A 24848-nucleotide genomic window follows, 5' to 3' on the forward strand; every position below is an offset into this window, starting at 1 on the left:
GCGACCAGGCAGGCCGCACTATTTCGGGCTGAGGTCTGGCACCGGATGGTGGTGAAAGAAGCGGTCAATCAGTTCGGGGAAAGGCAGTGGCCGGCTGTACAGGTAACCTTGCAGGAAATCGCAGCCCTGTTCCACCAGCCATTGTTCGTGCGCCGGGGTCTCCACACCTTCGGCGACCACCATCAGCCCCAGGCCACGGGCGAGACCCAGAATGGAAAGGGTGATAGCGCAATCGTCTTCGTCCCCGGGCAGCTGGTTGATGAACGACCGGTCGATCTTGATGCGTGAGAACGGCAGGCTTTTCAGTCGCGCGAGGGACGAATAACCGGTGCCGAAGTCATCGATGGCGAGTTCTGCGCCGGCTGCCACCAGCCGTTCAAGCACACAGGCGAGCGTATTAAAATCGCCCTGGATGGAGTCTTCCGTGACCTCGAACTGCAGAGCGCTGACCGGCATCTGGTGTTCGGCGCACAGGTCTATGATCCGGTCGGGAAGTTCCGCAGCCAGTACCTGTTCCGCTGAAAGGTTGACGGAAATAACCGGCAGCTCCAGGCCAGCGGCGTCAGCCTGCTGCCAATCTTCGCACACGCGCCGCAGCACGCACTCCCCGAGGGCGTACATCAGGCTGCCGCCGCGGGCAATATCGAGGAATTCAATCGGCGACAACCATCCCCGGGAGGGATGGTTCCATCGCACCAGCGCCTCCATGCTGACCATCCGGTCTCCGCTGCGATCAAGAATCGGTTGATAAAACACATCGAGTTCGCGGTTGTTGATCGCAGCGCGCAATTCCCGCTCCAGGGCGAAGCGGGACTGGGCGCTGATCTGTATCGCAGAGTCAAACACGGTGGCCTGGGCGCGACCCAGATGCTTGGCGTGGTACATGGCCGCTTCAGCGCCGCGCAGCAGTTCCTGGGGTTGCTCGCAGTCTTCCGGCAAGTGGCATATGCCCAGGCTGGCACTGACGCTCAGTGACTGTCCGGCAACGCGGATGGGTTGCCGGATTGCGTCCTGAATATGCAGGGCCGCATCTTCCAGCGACGCCGCCCGGGGGCGGTTGCGAATCAGCAGGGCGAACTCGTCGCCGCCGATTCGCGCCAGCACGTCTTTACCTTCCAGGCGAAGGTTCTTCAGCCGGTTGCCGATTTCGGCAATCACCGAATCCCCGGCCTGGGGGCCGAGGCCATCATTGATCGCCTTGAGCCGGTCGACATCTATCCAGATGAGCGCGAGGCTGCCACTTCGCCGTCGCTTAATTTTGTCAGCCAGATGTGCGACGCGGTCCCGGAGTGAATCCATGTTTGCCAGCCCGGTCAGGGTGTCGTAACGGGTGATGTAGTCCAGCGCTCGCTTTGAGTTCATCCACCCTTCGTGGGTGTTGATCAGGCTCACGGTGTCGGCAATGGCCACGGCAAATGACAGCTCGGGCAACGACCATGTGCGCGGATGGCAGGCTTCCAGACACACCACGCCACTGAGCCGGGAGCCCTCGAATACGGGGGTGTCCAGCATCGAGTGCACGCCAACAGCAGACAGGTAGTCGGCCTTGAAGCTGGCGGTTCGCGGGTCGGTCCGGGCGTCGTTCACGGCGATAACCCGTTCGGTCACGATGGCTTCGAAATAGTTGGGATGATCTGACTTAAACAGGCTGACCGGGCTGAGATCTCCGTTGCGGGGTGACGAAGTGCAGGTGCCATGCTGGTTGCTAAGTCCCCGGCGATCGTAAAGGGTTTCACAGGTGATACGGTCCCGTTCCGGCGGAAACGCCCAGACGCTTACCCGCTCCACCTCGAGGAGGCGACCGCACAGGGCAGTCAGCGCTTCCAGTTTCAGGTGTCGCCGCTGCCCGACAAAGCCCGTGTCGTGGCTGAGCTCCATCAGAGCCTTGTGGTAGGTCACAAAGGTGTCGGTGTCTCGCATGCTGATGCTGTCCAGTCCTTCTGGTCAATTCTGAGCTACGGATACGTTGTATCACCCGGGCCGGGTCGCGCCTCGCGACGGGCTTTGCCAGTTTCATAGTGGCAGTCCGGTCAGGGCGTGTCCAATTTTGAGTGGCGGTACAAAGATCGCATTTTTGTTGGCTTTTGTAGCCTTTTTTGTCGATTTGCAGCAAATGTTTGGCCAGTAAGGCGCACTGGCGGTTCCTGCCACATACTCCATGGCAACAATTTAATAAAAAACGACATCGCCAGACTCTTCGAGGTTAACTGTGCCGGGACTGCTCAAACGGGTGTTGATCTTACTATTGGTACTGCTGCCGGTGGCCGCCGCGGCAGAGCCGGCGTCATGGGGCAGCCAGGGTAACCGTCTGGAACTCTCACGCTTCGTGGATTACTGGGCCGAGCCGGACGGTCCGGTATCGCTTGAAAGGGTACGGCAACTGTCCGATGACCAGTGGACCGACAACGGTCGTGACAGTGTCAGCCTGGGGTATGGGGATGAGGTGTACTGGTTCCGGATGAGTATCGACAATCCGTCGGGACGCTATGCTCAGACCTTCCTTGAAATCGGCTATCCGGTACTCGACCGCGTCGAGGTGTACGTGTTGCGGGACGGAGAGGTCGCGCAGCAGCTCGTCCTGGGTGACAAACAACCGTTCTATGACCGCCCGATACACCACCGGCATTTCCTGGTGCCGTTGGATCTGGAACCGGGCGCAGCGCTGGACATCTATCTGCGGGTCGATACCACCAGCTCCATGCAGGTTCCCCTCACGCTATGGGATCAGGATGCGTTCTACGCTGCGGAGCAGTCGCGCAGCATGTTCGAAGGTCTGTACTACGGCATTATCCTGGTGATGATTCTGTATAACCTGTTTGTGTTCATGGCGGTGGGTGAGCGCAGTTTCCTGCACTACGTCGGTTACATTGCCGCCATGCCGCTGTTCCTGGCCAGCCTGCACGGCGTGGCGTTCCAGTACCTGTGGCCGGAAGCCACCTGGTGGAACGATCAGGCCATCATCGTGTTCCTGAATCTGGTGGTACTGTTTGGCGGCACCTTCAGTATCCGTTTCATAAGCGTTACCCGCGAGAACCACCGCCTGCTCAACAGCTGGACCGTTGGTGTGGTGATGGCGGCGGCAATGCTCGCCACAGCCGGGCTGTTTGTGCCGTACCGTCTGATGATCCTGCCGACCATCCTGCTGGGGGCGATCGGTTGCACCACCATGCTGATCCTGAGCGTGGTGCGCTGGATCGAGAAAGATGCGGCGGCGCGTTATTACACGCTGGCGTGGGTGTTCATGCTGTTCGGCGGCATCGTGCTGGCACTGAGCAAGTTCACCATGCTGCCCCGCAACCTGTTGACCGAAAACGCGACTCAGGTGGGCTCGGCCCTGGGGGTTATTCTGCTGTCGGTAGCGCTTGCAGATCGGCTGAACCGCGAGAAGAAACGGTCGTTCGAGGCCCAGCAGCAATTGTTGAAACAGGAGCGTAAAGCGCGGCTGGCCCAGGAGAAATCCCTGCGTGTCCAGCAGGAGGCGAACACCTTACTGGAGCAGAGAGTGCACGAGCGCACCCGTGATCTGGAGGCGCTGAATGAGCAGTTGCTGGAACTCAGCGCGCGGGATGCCCTGACCGGGCTGAAGAACCGGGGGTTCTTCGATCGGGCGTTCCAGTCTGCGGTGGTCAAGGCGTACCGGTTCGAACAGCCGTTGTCGCTGCTGGTTCTCGATATTGATCACTTCAAAAAATTCAACGACACCTACGGCCATCTGGTGGGCGATGACTGCCTGCAGATGGTGGCGCAGTGTATCCGCCAGTTTGTGACCCGTCCCCAGGATCTTGCCGCCCGATACGGCGGCGAGGAATTTGTGGTGCTGCTGCCGGATACACCGGAAGAGGGCGCGCTGAGGGTGGCGGAGAAAATTCGCCAGGAGATCGGGAATACCGCCTTCCGGGTGTCTGACAAGATGCTACACCTTACCGTCAGTATCGGTGTCTGCAGCACTTGCCCAGAGGAGGCGGACGCCACCAAGCAACTGTTCTGCCGCGCCGATGAAGCACTCTACGAGGCCAAAGGTCAGGGCCGGAACCAGGTGGTGATCTGGCGGCCTGACCGCTACTCCACTGCGACAGCCGGGGCCTGAACCATGTGCCGGGCCAGTGACGGCCAGGGTTGTGCCTCCTCCAGGGCGTAGGCCAGTTCCAGCAGCGTTCTCTCGCCACCGTGGCAACCCATCAGATGCACCGCAACGGGCAGGTTGTCCCGGGACTGACCCATGGGCAGCGCAATGGCTGGCGCACCGGTTGCGTTGGCCAGCGGGGTAAAACTGACGTAGCGCGTGAGCCGGTCAAACAGTTGGTCAAAGTCCTGTTCCGGGCTGAGGTAGCCAATTTCGGGGGTGGTGTGTCCCAGGACAGGGGTCAGCACTGCATCGAACCCTTCCATGGCGCGGGCGTATTCATGGAATGAGCGGCGTAGGCGCCACAGGGTTGCCGGCAACTTGTAGAACTGTTTGCGGAACATCCGGTCCAGCCCGTTGGTCAGGCCATCCACCCGGGTCTTGTCAAAACCGGGGTGCATCAGTTTGCGGCCGTTGGCCTTCACGCCGAACGCCAGCATGCCCCAGTAGCGGGCGAAGTCCTCGGGGAAGCTGGTGGCAATGGGCACGTCCATCGGTACGATACGGTGCCCCATACTCTCCAGCAATCGCGCGGTGTGTTCGACGGTTTCCCGGGTGGCCTGATCGGTGGGGTGGCCATTGATGGAATCGAGTACCAGGCCGATGGTCTTGGGTTTTGCAGACGGGCCCTTCACCATGCCCAGTTCCGGCAGCTTGCGGTTGCGGAAGTGGCGTTCGGCTTCGGCATAAAAACGGGCGGTATCGCGTACGCTGCGGGTGACCACCCCGTCACAGACAATGTTGATCGGCAGGGCTTTTGCCGCTTCGTTGTCCACCAGTCGGCCGCGACTGGGTTTCAGCCCCACCAGACCGCAGCAGGCCGCCGGAATACGGATGGAGCCGCCGCCATCATTGGCGTGGGCGATCGGCACCACGCCGGCCGCGACCAGGGCGGCGGAGCCGCCCGAGGAGGCGCCGGTTGAAAAGGCCAGGTTCCAGGGGTTGCGTGAGGGTGGGGCGCCGGCGTGCTCGGTGCTGGCGTTGAAGCCGAATTCCGGTAAAGCGCTCTTGCCCAGGCAGAGATAGCCCTGCGCCAGTATTTGTTCGGCGACGGCACCGGTTTTTGCGGCCGCCTGGGGTGGTACGGCGGCCGAGCCGTGACGGGTTGGCATGCCGGCCACATCCATATTGTCTTTGATAAACGTGGGCACGCCGCGAAAGAAACCATCGGCGGGCTGCGGCTCGCTGTGGACGGCCTGTTCGAAGGCTTCAAATACGATGCCCTGAATGAACGGCTCAACCTGACGTGCGCGATCTATGGCGGCGACCGCCACCTCGCGCACGGAGACATCACCACGCCGGATCCGATCGGCCAGGGCGGTGGCATCGTGATCGCCCAGCGCGTCATCCTGGAAGGCGTGAATGGTGTCCGGCTGTTCCCGCATGGTCATGGCAAGGCTCCTTTAAGGTTTCCGTACACTCTAGCCCATTGATAAACGTGACGATATGTCATTTAAGGAAAGATGAGGAGGAATAGGCAGAATAAATGTCGCCCGTTCAACATTCAGTCTTTTCTTGCGGCTTTTCAAGTAATAAGCTTGCCAGACTCACACATCGGCAAGCGATTTCAATGGACGTTGCAGAACCTCTGGTCCGGTATTTCCTGGGCGTTTTTTTCCTCATGATCGGGCTCCAGTTTACCGGCCGCACCCTGGGTCTTTATGACCGCATGAAGTTTTCGTTCATTCACTACGGCCGCAAGGGCAGCGCGCCCTGGTGGCACCGCCACACCTTCAATATATTCCGTACGCTGATACTCGGCGTATGTCTGCTGCGAGTGGTGTCTGATATCGACCCCTGGCTGGGGGTGGTGGAGGCGTTGTACGTGGCGCCGGTTCTGCTGCTGGGCATGCTATGCCTGCTGGCGTCTTTCACGTTGGTGAATTACCTGCAGGGCTACATGCACGAGGACTGGCGTTCCGGCATCGATCCGGATCAGCGAAAACATCTGCTGACAGAAGGGCCCTATGCCCGCAGCCGCAATCCGCTGTTCCTGGCCATCATGCTGGGGCAGCTTGGCTTCTTTCTGGCGCTGCCGAGTGTGTTCTCGGCGGTGTGCCTGACAACGGGCGTTCTGGTGATTACCCGCCAGGCGCGGGTGGAGGAAAAGGCGCTGGCGGAGATGTTCGGTGAGGCCTACGAGGCATACCGGCAACGGGCGCCCCGCTGGCTCTGACGCTTCAGGCTCAGGCCTTCTTCCTGGCGTCCTTGATGACATCGTAGGCGTGGCTGATTTCGCGGGTGCGCTCCTCGGCAAGCTCCCGCATGCTTTCCGGCAAACCACGACCGGCGAGCTTGTCCGGGTGATTTTCACTCATCAGCTTGCGATAGACCCGCTTGATTTCCGTGTCGCTGGCGGAAGGAGAAACCCCCAGTGCCTTGTAGGCGTCGTCCACCTGTTGCGCGGACGACGGCCGTGCGCCACCGGACTGGCCGGCACGGGAACCCCGCAGCATGGCCTCCAGCTGATCGACCTGGCTTTCGGGCAGGCCCAGGCCGCGGGCGATCCGCACCAGCATCTCATGTTCCGCCGGGTGCACGACGCCGTCGGCGGCGACTGCAGACACCTGAACCTGCAGAAACATCTGTAACAGCGCCGGCTGGCCGCCGGTCACCTTGAGGAAATGGTTCAGCTCGGCTTCCAGATCGAACCCCGGTTCCTTGCCGCGATTGAATGCGGCTTTTGCGGACGCTTTCTGTTGTTCGTTCAGGCGGAAGCGGACGAAGAGGGATTCGGCCATCTGGATCTCGTCGCGACTGACCACGCCGTCAGCCTTGCAAAGGGCGCCCATGACCGCGAACACTGAGTCCACAAACCCGGACTGAATACTCTGTAACTTGCCCAGCAGGCGGCGTTTGAGCCGGTTGACCAGAAACGCCCCGATGGCCGCGCCGATCAGGAAGCCGGGAAATTTACCAATTGAGTATCCGATCAGACCACCAAGGATGATTGCAAACAGCATGGATTTCCCTTTGAAGACAGACTGTAAACCGCCGAGTATAGCCTGTACCGGGCTGTATTGACGAGGAGGCGCCATGACCGACGATCTGTTTGCTGACGAACCGCCCCAGCCAAGGGAAGAGGTCTTGTGCCGGGGAGCTGTGGTGCTGCGCCACTTCGCCCTGGAGCAGGAAGCCGAGCTACTGGAGGCGATTGCGGAAGTGACCGCCAGCGCCCCGTTTCGCCAGATGCAAACCCCGGGCGGGTACATCATGTCGGTGGCCATGAGTTGCTGCGGGCAATGGGGATGGGTGACCGACAGGTCCGGTTACCGCTACCAGTCGACGGACCCCGAGACCGGTCAGCCCTGGCCGACAATGCCGGATATATTCCGCAAGCTGGCCCGTGACGCGGCTGAAACCGCGGGCTTCCGGGGATTCGAGCCCGATGCCTGCCTGATCAACCGCTACGAGCCCGGGGCGAAAATGGGGCTTCATCAGGACAAGGACGAAGACGATTTCACCCGGCCCATCGTGTCGGTGTCCCTGGGCGTGCCGGCCACCTTTCAGTTTGGTGGTTCGCGACGTAGCGACCGACCGCTGAACGTGATGCTGGCCAGCGGTGATGTGGTGGTCTGGGGCGCAGAGGCACGCCGGTTCTACCATGGCGTGCTGCGACTGAAACAGGCGCGGCACGGGCTCACCGGCGAGCTGCGCTACAACCTGACGTTCCGACGTGCACGCTAGAGCAGCCAGGCCACGCCCAGTCCCGCGAGCAGAGAGACCGCCATTGGCGCGCCGACTAGAAGGCCGAGCTGCCGCGAACCGACACCACCGGCAATACCGGCCTTGACCAGGTTGTTGGTGGCGGCGGCGATGACAATCGCAACGACCGCCGTGGTCATCGGAATCGCGTCCTGGGACATGCGGGTGAGGGACAGCGTAATGGCATCAACATCGGCGATGCCGGAGGTAACGGCCAGCATGTAGATGCCGAGGTTGCCGAGCCAGTCCCGCAGCACTTCACCCAGCACCAGGATAATCGTCAGCAGAATGCCGAACGCCACCGCGGATTTAAGGTCCAGTGGGTTCTGGGATAACGCGGGCTGCGAAACGTGCAGATTGTCCTCGTGGCGTTTCCAGATGATCAGTGCCGGTACATAGAGCAGGGCCGACATAACCACCACCGGCCAGATCAGCCTTGGTAACAGCAAGGGATTGATCAATGCGCAATACACCAGAATACGGGGGAACATGGTGCCGCAGGCAATCAGGATGCCACTGGCGAACTGCGGACTGAGATCCGGCGCCCGCCCCGCCTGACGGGCGAAATGAAGGGTAAGCGCGGTGGACGAGCTCAGGCCGGCAAACAGGCTGGTGAACAGAATCCCTCTCTTCATGCCGGCAAACCGTATGGCGAAATAGCCGACAAAGGAGATGGAGGCAATCAGCACCACCAGCCACCAGATTTCATAGGGGTTCAGTACGCCGCCGGGGCCCATCGCCTCATTCGGCAACAGCGGCAGCATGACCACCGAGATCAGCAGAAGTTTCAGTGCCGCGTCCAGCTCGTGGGCCTGCAGGCGGTTAACAAACCCGTGGATCTCCTGCTTGCTGTCAAGGATCACCGCGGTCACCACCGCCGCGGCGATGGCAATGACCGGGTCCACGGCTACGGCGATAGCGCCATAACAGAAGGTAAGCACCATACCCACGGTACCGGTGATGCTGAAATTGCGAATGTGGGAGAGCCGTTGGCTGTAGGCCACCAGTGCCATCGCCACCACGCTGAGTAACAGTACCGGAAAGGCCCACTGGGTGATTTCGGTGCTCAGCACCGCCGATATGCCGCCGAGCAGGCCGATCAGTGAGAAGGTACGGATGCCGGCGATGCGCTCGCCGGCTTTCTGCTCCCGCGCGCCCCAGCCCCGCTCAAGGCCGATCACGGCCCCGAGCAACAGGGCGAGGGCAAGCCGGAGAAGCGTTTCGTGGGACCCGAGGAAATGTTGGGTCAGTTCGTCCATCCGGCATCAGTCCCTGCGATCACGCTGAGGTCTCAGAGCAGATAAATCCGCATGGGCATCCACAGCCCCATGGCGATCATGATCAGATTCTCCGTGAGGGAGACAAAGCCAAGGGGGACGTTACTGTTGCCGCCGACACAGGCGCACTTGAGCTCCCGGCGGTCAATGTACACCGCTTTGAAAACCGACACGGCGCCCACCGTGCCGATGAACAGCGCCACCGGAGCGGCCAGCCATATCATCGCCCCCGCCAGCATCAAAATGCCTGCCAAAGTTTCGCCGAATGGGTAGAGGTAACCGTAACCCACCTGGCGCTGGGCGAGCAGATCGTAGTTGAGGAACATGGTACTGAAGCTTTCCACGTCCTGTAACTTCTGAAGACCCAGCAGGATCATGGCAATGGCCACGAACTTTTCGATGGTCATCAATGAGAACACGGCACTGTTGAAAAGCCACATGATCGCCACGGCCATCAGCAACGCAGTGCCGAAGAGGGCAATCACGGGCTGGTAACTGGTGTCGTCGTCCGGATCGTCGAGCCCGAAATGTTCGCGCAGCTCATCGTAACCGCCGATGCGCTGGCCCTCGATAAACGTCTGGGGCGTGGTATCCACATTGTGCTTTGCCTGAAAGGCGTCGGTCTCGTCCCGGGTCGTCAAATGATGATCCTCTACCCGGTACCCCTTGCGCTCGAGCAGGAACTTGCTCTTCAGCCCAAACGGGCACAAATGCTCAGACATGACCATGCGATAAAGCTGGGCGGTCTTGCCTTCTGTGTTGTCTGCCATGGCGTTACGCTCCTTGTTTCGGGATGGGTTCTGCTGAAATGCCAGCCTCAGGCATCGCCCCCGGCCGCCACCCCCGACGCCCAGGCCCATTGAAAGTTGTGGCCGCCGAGATGCCCGGTGACGTCCACCACCTCGCCAATGAAATACAGGTCCGGGCGCGCCAGTGTTGCCATGGTTTTCGACGACAGCTGGCGGGTGTCGACACCGCCGAGGGTCACTTCGGCGGTGCGATAGCCTTCGGTGCCGGCGGGTTTGATGGCCCATTGATTCAGTGTAGCCGCCACCTGCTCAATGTCGCTGTTCTTGTAGCCCTGTAATGGGCCGGTCCAGCCGTGCAGGTCGTTGAAAGCCGCGGCGAAACGCTTGGGCAGGTGCTGCGCCAGATAGTGGGCCACGGTCGACTGGGGTTTGTTGCTGCGCAGGGCCAGCAGGTCCTCCCGGGCGGAACACGTGGGCAGCAGGTTGATCGCGAGGGGATCTCCCGGCTGCCAGAAACTGGAAATCTGCAGCATCGAAGGCCCACTGAGGCCGCGATGGGTCACCAGCATGGGCTCGCGGAAATGCTCTTTGCGGCAGCTCACATCGACCGGGCAGCTGATGCCGGACAGTGGGGCGAGCTGCTCTTTCAGTTCCGGGTGCAGGGTGAACGGCACCAGCCCGGCGCGGGTCGGTAACACTGTCAGGCCAAACTGCCGCGCAATGTCGTAGCCGAAACCGCTGGCGCCCATGGTGGGGATGGACAGCCCGCCACAGGCAACGACGAGGGAATCACAGCTGATCGATCCGGAGCCTGTGGTCAGACGGTACCCGGGCTCTGTGGCTGCGATGTTGCGAATGTGTGTTTTCAGGCGGATCTCGGCACCGGCCCATTCGCATTCGGTCAGTAGCACGTTGAGAATGTCTTTTGCGCTGTGCTTGCCGAATAGCTGGCCCGGGGCCTTTTCCTCGTATTCCACACCGTGGCGATCTACCAAGTCGAGAAAATGCTGGGGTGTATAACGCTTCAGTGCGGAGATGCAGAAATGGGGATTGTCCGAAAGGAAATTCGCCGGCGTGCTGTTGAGGTTGGTGAAGTTGCAGCGCCCACCGCCGGACATCAGGATTTTCTTGCCTGGCTTGTTGGCGTGGTCGATCACCAGGACCCGGCGGCCCCGGTAACCGGCCGTTGCCGCACACATCAGACCGGCAGCGCCTGCCCCGATCACGATGACATCGTAGTGTGCGGCCATGAAAACTCCTTAAAAAACGGTATTATCCGTTTTTCAGGGTCTTCATATCAATGACGAAGCGGTATTTCACGTCGCCTTTCTTCATGCGCTCGTAGGCGTCGTTGATGTTGTGGATGTCCAGCATTTCCACGTCGCAGCTGATGTCGTGCTCGGCGCAGAAATCCAGCACTTCCTGGGTCTCCGGCATGCCGCCAATCAGCGAGCCGGCCAGCACCCGCCGTTTGAACACCAGCGCACCGGCTTCCAGGGGCGGTTCGACCGGTTCCAGCAGACCCACCAGGATGTGGGTGCCGTCATACTTCAGGCAGTTCAGGTACGGGTTCAGGTCGTGCTGCACCGGAACCGTGTCGAGCATGAAGTCATAGGTTTCTGCGGCAGCCTCCATCTGGGCTTCGTCGGTGGAAATGACCACGTGATCGGCTCCCTGCTTTTTCGCCTCGGACACCTTGCTCTCGGAGCGGGTGAAAATGGTGACCTCCGCACCCAGTGCCTTGGCGAATTTCACGCCCATGTGACCCAGACCTCCCATGCCGATTACGCCGACCTTGTGACCCGCCTTCACCCCGTAATGGCGTAACGGCGAATAGGTGGTGATGCCGGCGCAGAGCAGGGGAGCGGCGGATTTGATGTCCAGTTTCTCCGGCACTTTGACCACAAACCGTTCGCTTACAACGACTCGCTCGGAATAGCCGCCGTAGGTGATGGACTGATCGTGACGGTCTTCACCGTTGTAGGTGCCGGTCATGCCTTCGGCGCAGTACTGCTCCAGCCCGGCTTCGCAGGCAGAACAGGTGCGACAGGAGTCGACCATGCAGCCGACGCCAACCACGTCGCCCTCCTTGAACGCTTTCACGTCGGAACCGACCGCCGTGACCCGGCCAACAATCTCATGACCCGGCACAACCGGATACTCGGTCACGCCCCAATCGTTCTGCGCAAAGTGGATGTCGGTATGGCAGACACCGCAATAATCGATTTCGATGGATACGTCGTCGGGGCGCGGTGCCCGGCGGCTGATGTTATGGGGTGCGAGGCCAGACGTGGGGGACTGGGCTGCGAACGCTTTCGTCTGTGTCATGTTCGGGCTCCTTTTCCTGGGGGGATCTTCCTGAGGTCCGAAACCAAGGGACCACTCCCGTTATACTCCGGTCCGCCCTGAAAATATCACCCGGTACCATGTCCGTTCTGTAATAGAGAACGCTACAGGTGCACGTGGCCTTCCAGGTAAAACGCCGCCTTGCCCGCAATATCCACCCGATCCCCTTTGAGTTCGCAGCGCAACTCGCCGCCGCGGGCCGATACCTGTCGCGCCAGAAAGCGCGTACCGCCCAGTTTTGCGGCCCACCAGGGCACCAGCACACTGTGGATGGAACCGGTGACCGGGTCTTCGTCAATGCCGACGCCGGGGGCAAAGTAACGGCTGACGAAATCGCAGTTCTCACCGCGGGCGGTGACAATCACGCCCTGATTGCCCAGCTGTTTCAGCATTCGGAAATCCGGCGCTGCTTCTCGAACCGCTTGTTCAGAATCCAGCTCGATCAGGTAATTGGTGTCATTGGGGACGAACAGCGCGGTATCCGGCACACCCGCCAGCGCCTGTCGGAGCAGATCCGGCGTGGGTACTTCCTGCCAGTCGAGCCGCGGGAAGTCGAGCGTCAGCCATCCGTCCTCGCTCTGGCCCACGCCCAGAATCCCGCTTTTGGAGCGCAGCCGGATGGTTGGTTGCTGCCAGTCGAGTCGGTTGAAGATGACCCAGGCGCTGGCGAGGGTGGCGTGGCCGCACAGCGGGACCTCGGCGCCGGGGGTGAACCAGCGGATGTGAAAGTCCGCATCGGCGCTTTCGCTGTCGCGCACGAAAAAGGCGGTTTCGGACAGGTTGTTTTCCGCCGCCAGCGCCTGCAGTGTGTGGTCGTCCAGCCAGCTATCCAGCGGCATGACGGCGGCGGGGTTGCCGCCGAAAAGCTCACTGGTGAAAGCATCAACCTGGTAGATCGGATAACTCATGGTTTGTCTCCTTCAGAATACGTTTGGCGTAAGCAGGCGCCCGGGCGCTGGCGAACCGGTCAAGCTCATCATCGCTGTAGAAGTGCAGTTGAGGCAATGGTCGTGAGTGGGTCAGGATCCAGTGATCCGGGCGCTTTTGCTCGATACGGAAGCCCAGGTCCTCAAGCCACTGCACCGTTGCTCCGAAGCCTGTGGCCAGGCGCAGGGGGTAAGGTTCGGCGTCCAGTCCCAGTAGATCCTTCCGGCTGTTTTTCAATGGTGCTTCGTGTTGGTGGGCCAGTGCCCGATTCGGTGCGTTCATGGCGAAAGTCCTTCTTCCGTTTCCGTTTTTGACCCTGACATTGTGAGCGCCTGCTGACACCCATAACAGATTCAGATAATCTATATTTGAACCGGTACAGATGGTTGGATAAGCAGGCTGTACCGGTCGTAATCCGGGGTAACTGTACTGCCCGTGGCGGGCACGGCTCTGGCAGGATAGCGGTATGGGTATTCTCTATAATCAGGTGGCAGATCAGCTTCAGGCCTTGATTCGCGATGGCGTCTATCGGGAAGGGGAGCGTTTGCCCGGCGTACGGGTATTGAGCCGGCAGTTCGGTGTCAGTATTTCGACGATTCTCCAGGCTCACCAGACACTGGAAGGCCGGGGGTATCTGCAGGCGCGGGAGCGTAGTGGTTATTTTGTGCGCCTGCCGGCCCGGGATGCGCCCGAACCGGTGATGCAGAAATACCGGGCTCGCCCCATGCCGGTCAGTGCCCGGGATATGGCACTGGAATTGTGTGTGGACGAGCAAAAGCGCATGGTGCCATTGGCCGCTGCCGTGCCACACCCGGACTTCCTGCCCGTGCGACAGATCCAGCAATCGATCCTGTGGGCGGCGCGGAGGGGGCTGGACTATCAGGATTACGCCTTCCCGGGCAAGGAATCCTATCGGCGCCAGCTTGCCCAGCGCATGGCGACGCTGGGCGTACCGGTGACCGCAGACGACATTCTGGCCACCAACGGAGCCCAGGAAGCGATCATTCTGGCGCTACGGGCGGTCACGGTGCCCGGCGACATCGTGGTGGTGGAATCGCCCTCGTTCCCGGGCATTCTTCACGCACTGGAGGTGGTCGGGCTGCGGGTCATTGAAGTGCCCACGCATCCGGCGGACGGTCTCAGCCTTGAAGGACTGCAACTGGCGCTGGAACAATGGCCGGTCAAAGCCTGTGTGGCTGTAACCAACCACAGTAACCCCCTTGGTGCCTGTATGCCGGATGACCGTAAGCGGCAACTGGTGACCATGCTGGAGGATGCGCGGGTGCCGCTGATAGAGGACGACATCTACGGCGATCTTTTCCACACCGGCGAACGCCCGCGACCGGCCAAAGCCTTCGATCGTACCGGCAACGTGATTTATTGCAGCTCGTTCTCCAAAACCATATCCCCGGGCTTGCGGCTGGGGTGGATGGTGCCGGGCCGTTATATGGCTGAGGCCCGGCAGCACAAGTATTTCGTTAACCTCGCCACCGCCAGCATTCCGCAACTGGCGGTGGGGCATTTTCTGGAGCAGGGCGGCTACGACCGATACCTGCGTTCTGCGCGGCAGAACTACCGGCAAAGTACCGAGCGCATGCGCGACGCGGTCGCCCGCTGGTTTCCGGAGGGCACGGCCATCAGCCGGCCCCAGGGCGGGTTCGTTATCTGGGCGCAGTTGCCGGGCAGGAATACTGGCATGGAGGTCTATCGCCGCGCGCGGGAAGAGAACATTAACGTAGCGCCGGGGCTGATGTTCTCTACCGCCGACAAGTACAGCAACTGCCTGCGCCTGAACAGCGCCAACCCCTGGTCAGAGCGCATCGAGAGTGCCGTGCGGCGCTTGGGGGAGCTGGCAGCGCAGGCGCTAGACCGCTGACCCCCGCAGATCCAGCGGGTGAAGCAGCCCCGCCGCAATGGCGATGCCGGTGACGTCCGGCATTCGCTCAGCCCCCAGACGTTTCATGACCCGGGAACGATACAGGTCGATGGTCTTGATGCTCACGCCCAGCATATCCGCGATCTCGCGACTGGTGTAACCCTGGGCCATTGGCAGAAACACGTCGCGCTCCCGCCGGGTCAGGCTGGCAATCAACGCTTCGATATTGTCGCCGCCACGGTGCGGGAGGCCGGTTTGCGGATGTTCCTGCAGGGCCTGTTGCACGCTGTCCAGCAGCAGTTGCTCGTTGAAGGGCTTTTCAATGAAATCAAAGGCGCCGGATTTAAAGGCGCGCACCACGATCGGAACGTCGGCATGGCCCGACACGAAGATGATGGGCAGATTCGAACTCCGTTTCTGCAGTTCCTCCTGAACGTTGAGTCCTCCCAGCCCGGGCATCCGCACGTCGAGAATCACACAGCCGCTTGAGTTGGCGCTCAGGGCGTCCAGAAACTGCCGGCCATCGCGGTAAGGCTTCACGTGCAGTCCAACGGATTCAAGCAGCCACTGGGTGGACTCGAGCATGCCGGCATCGTCATCGACCACGTAGACGGTGGTGGGGGTGTCAGTCATTTGCACGGGGCTCCGGGTTGGCGTCAGGCCGCTTGCGCGCGGTCAGGGTTTGGGGGAATCGACAGATGAGTGTCAGGCCGCCTTTATCGGCACGGCTGGCGTCCAGAAAGCCGCCAAACCCTTCGATGATAGAGCGGCTCATGGAAAGCCCCAGGCCAAGGCCCTGGGGCTTACGGGTGTAGAAGGGCGTGAACATGTTGCGCAGGCCCTCGTCGTCCAGGCCGCTGCCTTCATCGGTGACCTGGATCAGGCTCTCCTGCTGGTTGTTCACGCAGCTGGCAATGGTGATCTGTGCCGGCGTCTCGCGGTTGGCGGGATCGGCTTCCAGAGTGGCGTCAATGCCGTTCCGGATCAGGTTGATCAGGACCTGCTCCAGCAACACCGGGTCGGCGGCGATGACCGGGCTGGAGTCCGCCAGGCACTCGCGGATCACAATGCCATGCCTGTCGGCATCCCACTGGCACAGGCGCACCACGTTGCGGATGACGTCATTGATGGCGACAGGCGCGGTGCGTTTCTGGCCCTTGTGCAGGAATGCCCGCAGGCGCTTGATCACTTCCGAGGCCCGGTTAGCATGGTGGGTGATCCGCTGCAGGCCGTCGTCCACACGGTCGAGGCAGTCCGGGTTGGCGCGGGCCTGTTTCAGATAGCGCTGGCTGGCACTGGCGTAATTCACAATCGTTGCCAGCGGTTGGTTCATTTCGTGGGCAATGCTGGACGCCAGTTCCCCCAGCGTCGCCAACCGCGCCGTGTGGGCCAGTTCGTCCGCCAGGCGGCGGTTGTTTTCCTCGGATTCCACGCGGGCGGTGATGTCCCGGGAAATGCTCACCACTTCAATGACCGCTCCGGTGTAGGTCTCGCGGATGGCGCGACCGGCAATCTCGAACCAGCGCTTGCTGCCGTCCCGGTGGGTAATCTGCAGGGTCATGGTGGCATAGCCGTCGTCCCTGAGAATGCGTCGGGTTTCCTGAATCTGCTCGCTGACCGAGGCGCCGCGAAACACCTCCTCCAGGGGTTTGCCCCGCAACTCCTCCGGCCAGTAGCCGAGCAAACGCCAGGACGCCGGGGTGGCGTCGATGAAACGACCGTCCGGTGCGTGGCGGGAGATCAGATCCGTGGTGTTTTCGGTGATCAGCCGGTACAGACGACTGGCGCGGGTAGCCTCATCCCGGGCGCGGATCTCATTGGTGGCATTGCGGCCGCGGGCCAGCACCTGGCCCGCGTCTGCCACGGGCACAAAAGTCCACAGCAGAATGCAATTGCCCGTGCGACTCTCCACCGCTTCAATGGCCCGCGCCTGGTCGAGGCAGGCGGTGACCAGGGCCGGCGCGTTCACCGGCAGCAGGGCGGCGGCATCGCAGCGCAGGCATTGCTGGCTCAGGTGGTCGGCTGCGCGGTTGCGTTGCAGAATCCGGCCATCACGGTCGAGGACCAGGGTGGCTTCCGGGTCAAGATCCTGAAGTGCGCTAGGATTAATCAGGGTAGGTTCGCTCATGCCAAGATTCAGTATGGTATTTATTCTATAATACGTTGGTGTAATTTATAGTGATTACCCTATCAAATACTATTTTCGCCAATCTGAAGTATAGCGGTTATAGCGTACTCCCTGAATACACCACAAGAACAAGCAGCTCACAGAGGACCACAACCATGACCTCGATTTTTGACCAGGGCCTTGCCCCCGTCGATGCCAACTATGCTGTTCAGTCCCCGATTGATTTCATTGAGCGCACCGCCAGCGTGTACCCGGACTACCCGGCTGTGATTCACGGTGCGCTGCGTTACACCTGGCAGCAGACCTACGACCGCAGCCGTCGTCTTGCCTCGGCCCTGGCCGGCCGTGGCATCGGGCGGGGGGATACCGTGGCGGTGATGCTGCCGAACATCCCTGCGATGGTGGAAAGCCATTTCGGCGTGCCGATGATTGGCGCCGTACTCAATACCCTGAACGTGCGGCTGGACGCCGAGGCCATCGCCTTTATGCTGGGCCACGGCGAGGCCAAGGTGGTGATCGCTGACCGTGAGTTCGGCGAGGTCATCCGCGATGCCGTCAGCCGTCTGGATTCCAAGCCGCTGGTGATCGACGTGGACGATCCCGAGTATGGTGAAGGCACCCAGGTCAGTGATCTCGATTACGAAGCCTTCCTGCAGGAAGGGGATCCGAACTACGCCTGGCGTTTCCCCGAGAACGAGTGGGACGCCATCTCCCTGAACTACACCTCCGGTACCACCGGCAACCCGAAAGGGGTGGTCTACCACCATCGCGGCGCTTACATCAACGCGTTGGGCAACCAGGCGGTGTGGTCCATGGATATGCACCCCGTGTACCTGTGGACGCTGCCGATGTTCCATTGCAACGGCTGGTGTTTCCCCTGGACCATCACCGCCATGGCCGGCACCCACGTCTGTCTGCGTCGGGTGGACCCGGAAAAGATCCTGCAGCTGATCCGCGATCATCAGGTGACCCACATGTGTGGCGCGCCGATTGTGCTGAATGCGCTGGTGAACGTGCCGGAGTCGGCCAAGACCGGTATTGATCACGAAGTGAAGTCGATGACCGCAGGCGCCGCGCCCCCCGCGCAGGTGATCGGTGCCATCGAGGAGATGGGCATTGCGGTGACCCACGTCTACGGCCTGACTGAGGTGTATGGCCCGGTGACGGTCTGCGCCTGGAAATCCGAGTGGGATTCACTGCCGCTGCATGATCGCGCCAGAAAGAAAGCGCGCCAGGGCGTTCGTTACCACACCCTGGCCGGCACCATGGTGGGCGATCCCAACACCATGGAGGCGGTGCCGAAGGACGGTAAGACCATTGGCGAGATCTTCCTGCGTGGTAACACCGTGATGAAGGGTTACCTCAAGAATCCGCAAGCCACGGAAGAGGCGTTCCGCGGTGGCTGGTTCCACACCGGGGACCTGGCTGTGTGGCACGAAGACGGCTACCTGGAAATCAAGGATCGCCTGAAAGACATTATTATCTCCGGCGGCGAGAACATCTCCACCATCGAAGTGGAAGATACGCTCTACCGTCATCCGGCGGTGCTGGAAGCGGCGGTCGTGGCCCGTCCGGATGAGAAATGGGGCGAAACGCCCTGTGCGTTTGTCACCCTCAAGCCGGAAGCGGGCGAGGTCAGCGAGGATGACATCATCAGCTTCTGCCGTGAGCACCTGGCCCGCTTCAAGGTGCCCACGACCGTCGTGTTCTCGGAACTGCCGAAGACCTCCACCGGCAAGATCCAGAAGTTTGTGCTGCGTGATCAGGCCAAAGAGCTCGAATAACCGGGCTAGCCACTGATCTGGCGCGCAGCGCCTCTGAAAACACCCCCACAAAAACAACATCAGGTGCACGCATGGGCGTGCACCCGGAGACCTTATTATGCAAATGTTTCATCGCAACAACGGGGAAGAGCAGCCGTTCTGGCCGGCCGGCCCCTTCAAGATTCGCCTGCCGTTTGTCCATTACCGCTGGGAGTTTGCGGAGATGGTGCAGGCGCTGATCATGTTCGTGGTCAGCCTGGCCATGATACCGCTGCTGGAAACCTACCTCGGCGTGCCCTATGACGTGGCGCTGGCCTACGTGGTCATCTGTGGTATCGACTTCATGTTGCCGGCGCTACTCGGGGTGCCGCTGGTACCGGGTTGGATCACCCCGGGCATTCCCGTGGTGCTGCTGTTCCTGGGCGACTACGAACCCGGCCCCGAGGCCATTCAGGCGCTGTTCGCGCTGCAGTTCCTGGTGTTCATCATTTTCCTGGTGCTGGGTGTGACCCGCCTGGGCAGCAAGCTGGTGGAACTGATTCCCCGTTCCATGAAGGGCGGCATCATCATCGGCGCCGGCATTGCCGCGCTGATGGGCGAGATCGAGGCCGGCGGCCGCCTGGCGGAAACGCCCATCTCACTGATCGTGGGTGGCCTGGTGTGCCTGTACCTGATGTTCTCGGTGTCGTTCAAGGGCTTTGTGGATACCAATGGCTTTGCCCGCAAAATCGCCAACTATGGCATGGTGCCGGGCATGGTGGTGGCTATCCTGGTGGGTTTCGCCACCGGCGAGTATGCCGTGCCCAACGTGGAGTGGGGCATCACCCGGCCGGCCTTTGGCGAGTTGTGGAACTACCTGCCGTTCAGTGTCGGCTTCCCGGATGCCAGCGTGTTCATGTACGCCATTCCGACCGCCGTCATTGCCTACGTCATTGCCTTCGGCGACATCGTGGTGGGCCAGTCACTGATGAATCGGGTGGATCACCTGCGCAAGGACGAAGACATCGACAACAGCATCGACCGGGTCCATCTGGTGACAGCCATCCGTAACGGCGGCCATGCCTTTTTCGCGCCGTATCCCGGCCTGGCGGGTCCGATCTGGACCGCGGTTACTGCCACCATGGCCGAGCGTTACAAGTACGGTCGCAACGCCATGGACTCGATTTACAGCGGTGGCGGCACCTTCTGGATTACCGGCTTTATTGCGCTGTTTGTGCTGCCGCTGGTGAGCTTTTTCCAGCCAGTGCTGCCGATTGCACTGTCACTGACCCTGTTGCTGACCGGTTACATCTGCCTGATGGTGGGTCTGGAACAACTGGAGAACAACACCGAGCGTGGTATTGCCGGCACCATGGGCGTGGTGTTGGCTGTGTATGGCGCGGGCTGGGGGCTTGCCACCGGCGCGGTGCTGTATTTCCTCATTGAACGCACGCGATTACTCGGTTTCACCGCCGATCCGGAAGCGCCCGGAGCGGAAACCGCAAACGAGCACTAAACCGGTTGCCCCCGGTGCTTTACCGGGGGTGAACCACACCACTGTGTGTCCTTGGGGGTGTCGGCCAGTCCGCGCCCCTTTTTTTATCCATTTCTGCACTTTTGACGATCTGTCATTTCATGACAAATTGTCCAATTTCTGTCTCCCGCCACTTCCGTCTTCAATGTTTTCAGGTTTACACTGGCGGTGCTGATCACTATTTGTCCGCTGTTCCATAACCATAAAAAGCAGGAGGCAGTCATGACCATCAGCTCCACCCCTGACGACGTGTCCGTGGCCCCGCGGCACATCCGCTTCGATGTGAGCAACGACCTCAAGACCCTGTGGCACGGCAACGATGCGTTCCGTACGGCGTTTTTCAATGCGCTGTCCCTGCAGTTTCCCGACGGTGAGCAACAGTTCATCAATGCGGTGCGACTGTACCGCGACAAGATCGATGACCCGAAGCTGAAGGAAGAAATTCGCGGGTTCATCGGTCAGGAAGCGTTACACAGCCGTGAACACAAGAGCTACAACGAAGCCCTGAAGGCCCGTGGCTACGACATCGACCGGCTGGACCAGCGGTTCCGCAGGCATATGGCCTGGGTAAGCAATCTGCCCCCGAGCCGCCAGTTGGCGGGAACCTGTGGTGCCGAGCACTACACCGCTGTGCTGGCCAACGCCATCCTGCGCCACCCGGAGTGGATGGAAGGCGCAACGCCAGCCATGGCAAAGCTCTGGCGCTGGCACGCCATTGAGGAAACCGAACACAAGTCCGTCGCCTTTGATGTGTATCGCCATTGCGTGGGCAACGAACGGTTGCGCCGGATCGTGTTCCTGTTCGTCACCTGGAATTTCTTCAAGTACACCTTTCTCAACACCTGCAGTCTGCTGAAAACCGACGGCAAGCTGTGGAGTGTGAAAACCTGGTTGGGCGGGTTCAACTTCCTGTGGGGCAAGCCGGGGGTGTTGCGGCACTGTCTGCCGGAGTTCCTGGCTTATTTCCGCGACGGCTTCCACCCCTGGCAGCAGGACAACCGGGAAGTGCTGAAGGCGAATCTCCGGGAGCTGGAAAGCGCCGTTCCCAACCCGTAGTGGGCGGTTGCTGAAATTTCGACCACTTTGTGCAAGACTGTCCGCTGCTAACAACAACGACAAGAATGGGAGTTTCCACTTCGTCCGGAGAAAGGGAACATCCCGAAGCTGGAGGCGCCCCCCATGCGAGTTGGTCTTATCGTGGATTCTGCGTGCGATCTGCCTTACGAGTTCAGCCGCAAGCACGACCTGTTTATTCTTCCGGTCACGGCGGTGATTGACGGCCAGACCTACATAGACGAACACGATCCTGTCCGTACCCAGGAGTTCTATCAGAGCGGCCTGCTGCAGAAAGGCCACCAGGCCGAGACCCGGGCCTTTACCCCCGAGCAGATTCACGATCTGTTTATGGAAAAGATCGTGACCCAGTTCGATGTGGCGATTTGCGAGACGGTAACCCGTAGCCGCAGCCTGATTTTCCAGAACGCCACCGAAGCAATGAACAGCGTGATGTCGCGCTACGACGACGCGCGCAAGACCGCGGGCCGCGACGGCAAGTTCTCCATGCGGGTCATCGACAGCAAGCAGATCTTCGCGGGCCAGGGCCTGCTGGCGGCGCACACCTTGAAGCTGATCGCTCAGAAGGTATCCAAGAACGCCCTGCGCCATGAAGTGGAAACCTTTACCGACCGGATTTACACCTGTGTGATTCCCCGGGATCTGCACTACATCCGTGAGCGCGCTCGCCGTCGTGGCGACAAGAGCGTCTCGGCCCTGGTGGCCTTTCTGGGCAAGGCACTGAATATCACCCCGGTGATTTTCGGCCAGGGCGCCGAAGGTCAGCCGGCGGCGAAAACCCGCAGCTTCGACGTGGCGGTTGAGAAAGTAATGAATTATGCCGCTGCCCGTGTGGATGCCGGACTGCTGACGCCGTATGTCAGCCTGTCCTGTGGGCTGACCTGGACCGAGATTGAAGATCTGCCCGGGCTGAACCGCCTGCGGGACGCCTGCGAGCGCAACGGTGTGGAGCTGCTGCTGTCCCAGATGGGCATTACCAGCAGCATTTACGTGGGTCCCGGCAGCCTGTGCCTGGCCCTGGCAGCGGAGCCGCACAGCTTTAACGACTATCAATAAACCCTCCGGTTTCCTCCTGCATGCAAGGCGCTGCCGGCGACTGGCCGGCCCGCAGTTGGTTGCCCGTATTTAGGGCGAATCCGCCGGGTGAGCCCCCCGTGCTAGGCTTTGCCCACGGATTCACTAATGAACAGGATCGCAGACACCATGACACAAGCCACGACCAAGGGCGCGGGCGAGCTGGCCAGCGCGCTGCTGGAACAGCATGTAAAGCACGAGATGGCCGCTCTGAAGGGCGCCAAGCTGCGAAAGTTTCTGGAGACCGAAGTCGCGGAGCTGCTCAACCATGCCGGCGATATTACCCTGAGCCGCCTCACCTCAGAGGCGCAAATTATGGGAGTGATCCAGCGTATCGTGGTAGACATGGAGCTGGACGCCGGTATCCCGGAGCTGGCAGCGGAAATGGCCACAGAAGTGCTGAATGCGGACGTTCAGAAAACCACCACGCTGGGTGACATTATCTCGCGGGAGCAGGCTACCGGCTTCCTGGAAGAGGCTCTGGAGTTACGGCATCAACGTGAGCGGGTGATCAGTGAGATCATGGCGCATCCGGTGTATCAGGAGCTGGTGTCCAATGTGGTGTACCACGGCCTGGTGAACTACCTCTACGAGGATAATCTGATCACCAAGTCGGTGCCGGGTGTGGGCTCGATGATGAAGTTCGGCAAGCGCATGGCGAACCGGGCGGTGCCGGGTCTGGACGAGACCTTTGAGCGGCGCCTGAAGGCCTGGTTGTCCGATAGTCTGCCAGGACTGATCAGCCGCAGTGAGCAGTTCCTGCATCGCGCGCTGTCGGATGACGAGCTCAGGGACAGCGTGATGGCAGCCTGGGTGTCGGTAGAGGATCGCACCATCGCCGAGCTTCAGGAGGGCCTGGGCGATGTTCAGCTGCAGGAATTCGTGGTGCTCGGCTACGAGTTCTGGCTGCGGTTTCGCAAGACCGATTATTTTCTCGGCTGCGCCCGTGCGGTGGTCTCCCACTTGTTTGAGAAATATGGCGACCGTCCGATCATCGACCTGCTCAACGACGTTGGCGTGACCCGCGAGGTGATTCTCGCGGAAATCGATGCGTTTGCGCTTCCGATCGTGGACGTTCTGCGGGAAGAGGGTTATGTTGAAGCCCTGTTGCGCCGGCGGCTTTCCTCATTCTACAAGTCCGCGGCGGCGAAAAAGATCCTGTCTCAGGAGGCCTGAATTCAAGCGGGGCCTCCGCGGCTGAACCGACGGAGGCAACCCGTGTTTTCCGAGCTTTTCTGGGCCTATCTGGTCGCCATCACGCTACTGACCATTACACCGGGGGTGGATACCCTGCTGGTAATGCGGAACACTGGCCGCGGTGGCTTGGCCGATGGCTGCGTAACCAGCAGCGGCATCTGCACGGGCCTGTTTCTCCACGCCACCCTGTCTGCACTGGGCATTTCGATGCTGCTGGTGGAAACCGCGTGGGCCTTTTCAGCGCTCAAGTGGGCTGGAGCGTGCTATCTGATATGGCTGGGCATCTCGTCTCTGCGTCAGGCGGTGGCGCGGGGCGGTGAACCCCGGGCCAGACAGATGCCAGCCAACCGGCAAGTGGTCTCCGTTAGCCAGTCGTTCCGGGAAGGGCTGCTGTCTAACGTTCTGAACCCGAAAACCGCGCTGTTCTATATGGCTCTGTTGCCACAGTTTATTGATCCCTCTGGGAACGCCTTCTTGCAGTCACTGGTGTTGGCGGGGGTTCACTTTCTGTTGGCGATGATCTGGCAATGCGGCCTCGCCTGGGCAGTAGTGCGCTTCCGCGGCATGGGCGCCAGTGCCGGGATTCGGCGTGGGCTCAATGCGCTGACGGGTGGTTTCTTTGTCGCGATGGGGGCGAAGCTGGCAGCAAACTGACCTGCCGTCGGCGGGCAGAAAAAAAGGGAAGCCGAGGCTTCCCTTTTTTATTGCGATTTTTGATTGCGATCGCATGCGCGCGTTGGCGCGCGACGCCCTTACTTCTCCAGGTACTGGAGCTTGTCGGGCTTGCCGTCCCATTCTTCGGCATCCGGCAGCGGATCTTTTTTCTCGGTGATGTTCGGCCATTTGCCCGCCAGATCGGCGTTGATCTCAACGAACTGTTCCTGCCCGGCAGGCAGTTCGTCTTCAGAGAAAATGGCTTCAGCCGGGCACTCCGGCTCGCACAGTGCGCAGTCGATACACTCGTCCGGATCAATCACCAGAAAATTCGGGCCTTCGTAAAAGCAGTCCACGGGACATACCTCTACGCAGTCGGTGTATTTACACTTGATGCAGTTATCAGTAACGATAAAGGCCATAGTCAGATCCCTGGTCCAGT

22 protein-coding genes are annotated in these 24848 nt (G+C 60.8%); 10 read left to right on the forward strand and 12 right to left on the reverse strand.

The features are described from left to right. Positions 1 to 18 precede the first annotated feature (18 nt). Positions 19 to 1920 (reverse strand): sensor domain-containing phosphodiesterase, encoded by a 1902-nt coding sequence (locus tag DYI22_RS03775; RefSeq protein ID WP_213476705.1) that lies wholly within the window; start codon positions 1918 to 1920, stop codon positions 19 to 21. Positions 1921 to 2230: 310 nt separating this feature from the next. On the opposite strand from DYI22_RS03775, the gene DYI22_RS03780 reads away from it, so the two are divergent. Beyond that, the gene (locus DYI22_RS03780) at positions 2231 to 4087 is read left to right on the forward strand and encodes a diguanylate cyclase (RefSeq protein WP_323132865.1); all 1857 of its coding nucleotides are present in this window, start codon (positions 2231 to 2233) and stop codon (positions 4085 to 4087) included. On the opposite strand, the gene DYI22_RS03785 is transcribed toward DYI22_RS03780, so the two are convergent. Further along, on the reverse strand, positions 4060 to 5514 hold the full coding sequence (locus DYI22_RS03785; protein WP_323132866.1) for an amidase: 1455 nt from the start codon (positions 5512 to 5514) through the stop codon (positions 4060 to 4062). The two genes, DYI22_RS03780 and DYI22_RS03785, sit on opposite strands and share 28 nt — an antisense overlap. Before the next feature lie 179 nt (positions 5515 to 5693). On the opposite strand from DYI22_RS03785, the gene DYI22_RS03790 reads away from it, so the two are divergent. Further along, on the forward strand, positions 5694 to 6299 hold the full coding sequence (locus DYI22_RS03790) for a methyltransferase family protein (RefSeq protein WP_213476706.1): 606 nt from the start codon (positions 5694 to 5696) through the stop codon (positions 6297 to 6299). A gap of 10 nt (positions 6300 to 6309) precedes the next feature. Here DYI22_RS03790 and djlA read toward each other — a convergent pair whose 3' ends face one another. Then, positions 6310 to 7086: a co-chaperone DjlA gene (gene djlA / locus DYI22_RS03795; protein WP_213476707.1), complete on the reverse strand. Its 777-nt coding sequence runs from the start codon at positions 7084 to 7086 to the stop codon at positions 6310 to 6312. Between the two features lie 73 nt (positions 7087 to 7159). Here djlA and alkB point away from each other — a divergent pair, with 73 nt between their 5' ends. Then, the gene (gene alkB, locus DYI22_RS03800; RefSeq protein WP_213476708.1) at positions 7160 to 7810 is read left to right on the forward strand and encodes a DNA oxidative demethylase AlkB; all 651 of its coding nucleotides are present in this window, start codon (positions 7160 to 7162) and stop codon (positions 7808 to 7810) included. Here the strand turns inward: alkB and DYI22_RS03805 are convergent. The 6 genes from DYI22_RS03805 to DYI22_RS03830 all read right to left on the reverse strand — a co-directional run bounded on the left by DYI22_RS03805 (position 7807) and on the right by DYI22_RS03830 (position 13409). Next, positions 7807 to 9087, reverse strand: a complete 1281-nt coding sequence (locus DYI22_RS03805; RefSeq protein WP_213476709.1) for an MgtC/SapB family protein — start codon at positions 9085 to 9087, stop codon at positions 7807 to 7809. The genes alkB and DYI22_RS03805 overlap by 4 nt on opposite strands. A 32-nt stretch (positions 9088 to 9119) precedes the next feature. Further along, positions 9120 to 9875, reverse strand: coding sequence for a MauE/DoxX family redox-associated membrane protein (locus tag DYI22_RS03810; RefSeq protein ID WP_213476710.1), 756 nt, complete (start codon positions 9873 to 9875; stop codon positions 9120 to 9122). Between the two features lie 47 nt (positions 9876 to 9922). Beyond that, entirely contained in the window at positions 9923 to 11104 is a 1182-nt protein-coding gene (locus DYI22_RS03815; protein ID WP_213476711.1) for an NAD(P)/FAD-dependent oxidoreductase, read from the reverse strand. A gap of 22 nt (positions 11105 to 11126) precedes the next feature. After that, positions 11127 to 12182 carry an NAD(P)-dependent alcohol dehydrogenase gene (locus DYI22_RS03820; RefSeq protein WP_213476712.1) on the reverse strand — a complete coding sequence of 352 codons (1056 nt, stop codon included), beginning with the start codon at positions 12180 to 12182 and terminating at the stop codon, positions 11127 to 11129. Between the two features lie 122 nt (positions 12183 to 12304). Next, entirely contained in the window at positions 12305 to 13108 is an 804-nt protein-coding gene (locus tag DYI22_RS03825) for a PhzF family phenazine biosynthesis protein (RefSeq protein ID WP_213476713.1), read from the reverse strand. Continuing rightward, complete coding sequence (locus DYI22_RS03830; RefSeq protein WP_213476714.1) at positions 13083 to 13409, reverse strand: hypothetical protein; 327 nt, start codon at positions 13407 to 13409, stop codon at positions 13083 to 13085. Before DYI22_RS03830 ends, DYI22_RS03825 begins: the two co-directional genes overlap by 26 nt. A 184-nt stretch (positions 13410 to 13593) precedes the next feature. Between DYI22_RS03830 and DYI22_RS03835 the strand changes: the two genes are divergently transcribed. Beyond that, on the forward strand, positions 13594 to 15003 hold the full coding sequence (locus DYI22_RS03835) for a PLP-dependent aminotransferase family protein (RefSeq protein ID WP_213476715.1): 1410 nt from the start codon (positions 13594 to 13596) through the stop codon (positions 15001 to 15003). Here the strand turns inward: DYI22_RS03835 and DYI22_RS03840 are convergent. Both DYI22_RS03840 and DYI22_RS03845 read right to left on the reverse strand, forming a co-directional pair. Further along, entirely contained in the window at positions 14992 to 15636 is a 645-nt protein-coding gene (locus DYI22_RS03840; RefSeq protein WP_213476716.1) for a response regulator transcription factor, read from the reverse strand. The genes DYI22_RS03835 and DYI22_RS03840 overlap by 12 nt on opposite strands. Next, the gene (locus DYI22_RS03845; protein WP_213476717.1) at positions 15629 to 17131 is read right to left on the reverse strand and encodes a sensor histidine kinase; all 1503 of its coding nucleotides are present in this window, start codon (positions 17129 to 17131) and stop codon (positions 15629 to 15631) included. The genes DYI22_RS03840 and DYI22_RS03845 overlap by 8 nt, the downstream gene beginning before the upstream one ends. 155 nt (positions 17132 to 17286) lie before the next feature. On the opposite strand from DYI22_RS03845, the gene DYI22_RS03850 reads away from it, so the two are divergent. From DYI22_RS03850 to DYI22_RS03875, 6 genes are all read left to right on the forward strand, one after another. Continuing rightward, the gene (locus DYI22_RS03850; protein ID WP_213476718.1) at positions 17287 to 18915 is read left to right on the forward strand and encodes an acyl-CoA synthetase; all 1629 of its coding nucleotides are present in this window, start codon (positions 17287 to 17289) and stop codon (positions 18913 to 18915) included. A 97-nt stretch (positions 18916 to 19012) separates the two neighbouring features. Beyond that, complete coding sequence (locus DYI22_RS03855; protein ID WP_213476719.1) at positions 19013 to 20389, forward strand: solute carrier family 23 protein; 1377 nt, start codon at positions 19013 to 19015, stop codon at positions 20387 to 20389. A gap of 240 nt (positions 20390 to 20629) precedes the next feature. Then, positions 20630 to 21463 carry a metal-dependent hydrolase gene (locus DYI22_RS03860; protein ID WP_213476720.1) on the forward strand — a complete coding sequence of 278 codons (834 nt, stop codon included), beginning with the start codon at positions 20630 to 20632 and terminating at the stop codon, positions 21461 to 21463. 123 nt (positions 21464 to 21586) lie between these two features. Further along, entirely contained in the window at positions 21587 to 22537 is a 951-nt protein-coding gene (locus tag DYI22_RS03865) for a DegV family protein (RefSeq protein ID WP_213476721.1), read from the forward strand. A 147-nt stretch (positions 22538 to 22684) separates the two neighbouring features. Beyond that, entirely contained in the window at positions 22685 to 23731 is a 1047-nt protein-coding gene (locus DYI22_RS03870; protein ID WP_213476722.1) for a hypothetical protein, read from the forward strand. Between the two features lie 42 nt (positions 23732 to 23773). Further along, positions 23774 to 24406: a LysE family translocator gene (locus DYI22_RS03875; protein WP_323132867.1), complete on the forward strand. Its 633-nt coding sequence runs from the start codon at positions 23774 to 23776 to the stop codon at positions 24404 to 24406. Between the two features lie 98 nt (positions 24407 to 24504). Here the strand turns inward: DYI22_RS03875 and fdxA are convergent, their stop codons facing one another. Then, positions 24505 to 24828, reverse strand: a complete 324-nt coding sequence (gene fdxA, locus DYI22_RS03880; RefSeq protein WP_036127980.1) for a ferredoxin FdxA — start codon at positions 24826 to 24828, stop codon at positions 24505 to 24507. Positions 24829 to 24848 lie beyond the last annotated feature (20 nt).

Origin of the sequence: Marinobacter lipolyticus (assembly GCF_018424605.1) — a bacterium.
Taxonomy (GTDB): domain Bacteria; phylum Pseudomonadota; class Gammaproteobacteria; order Pseudomonadales; family Oleiphilaceae; genus Marinobacter; species Marinobacter lipolyticus_B.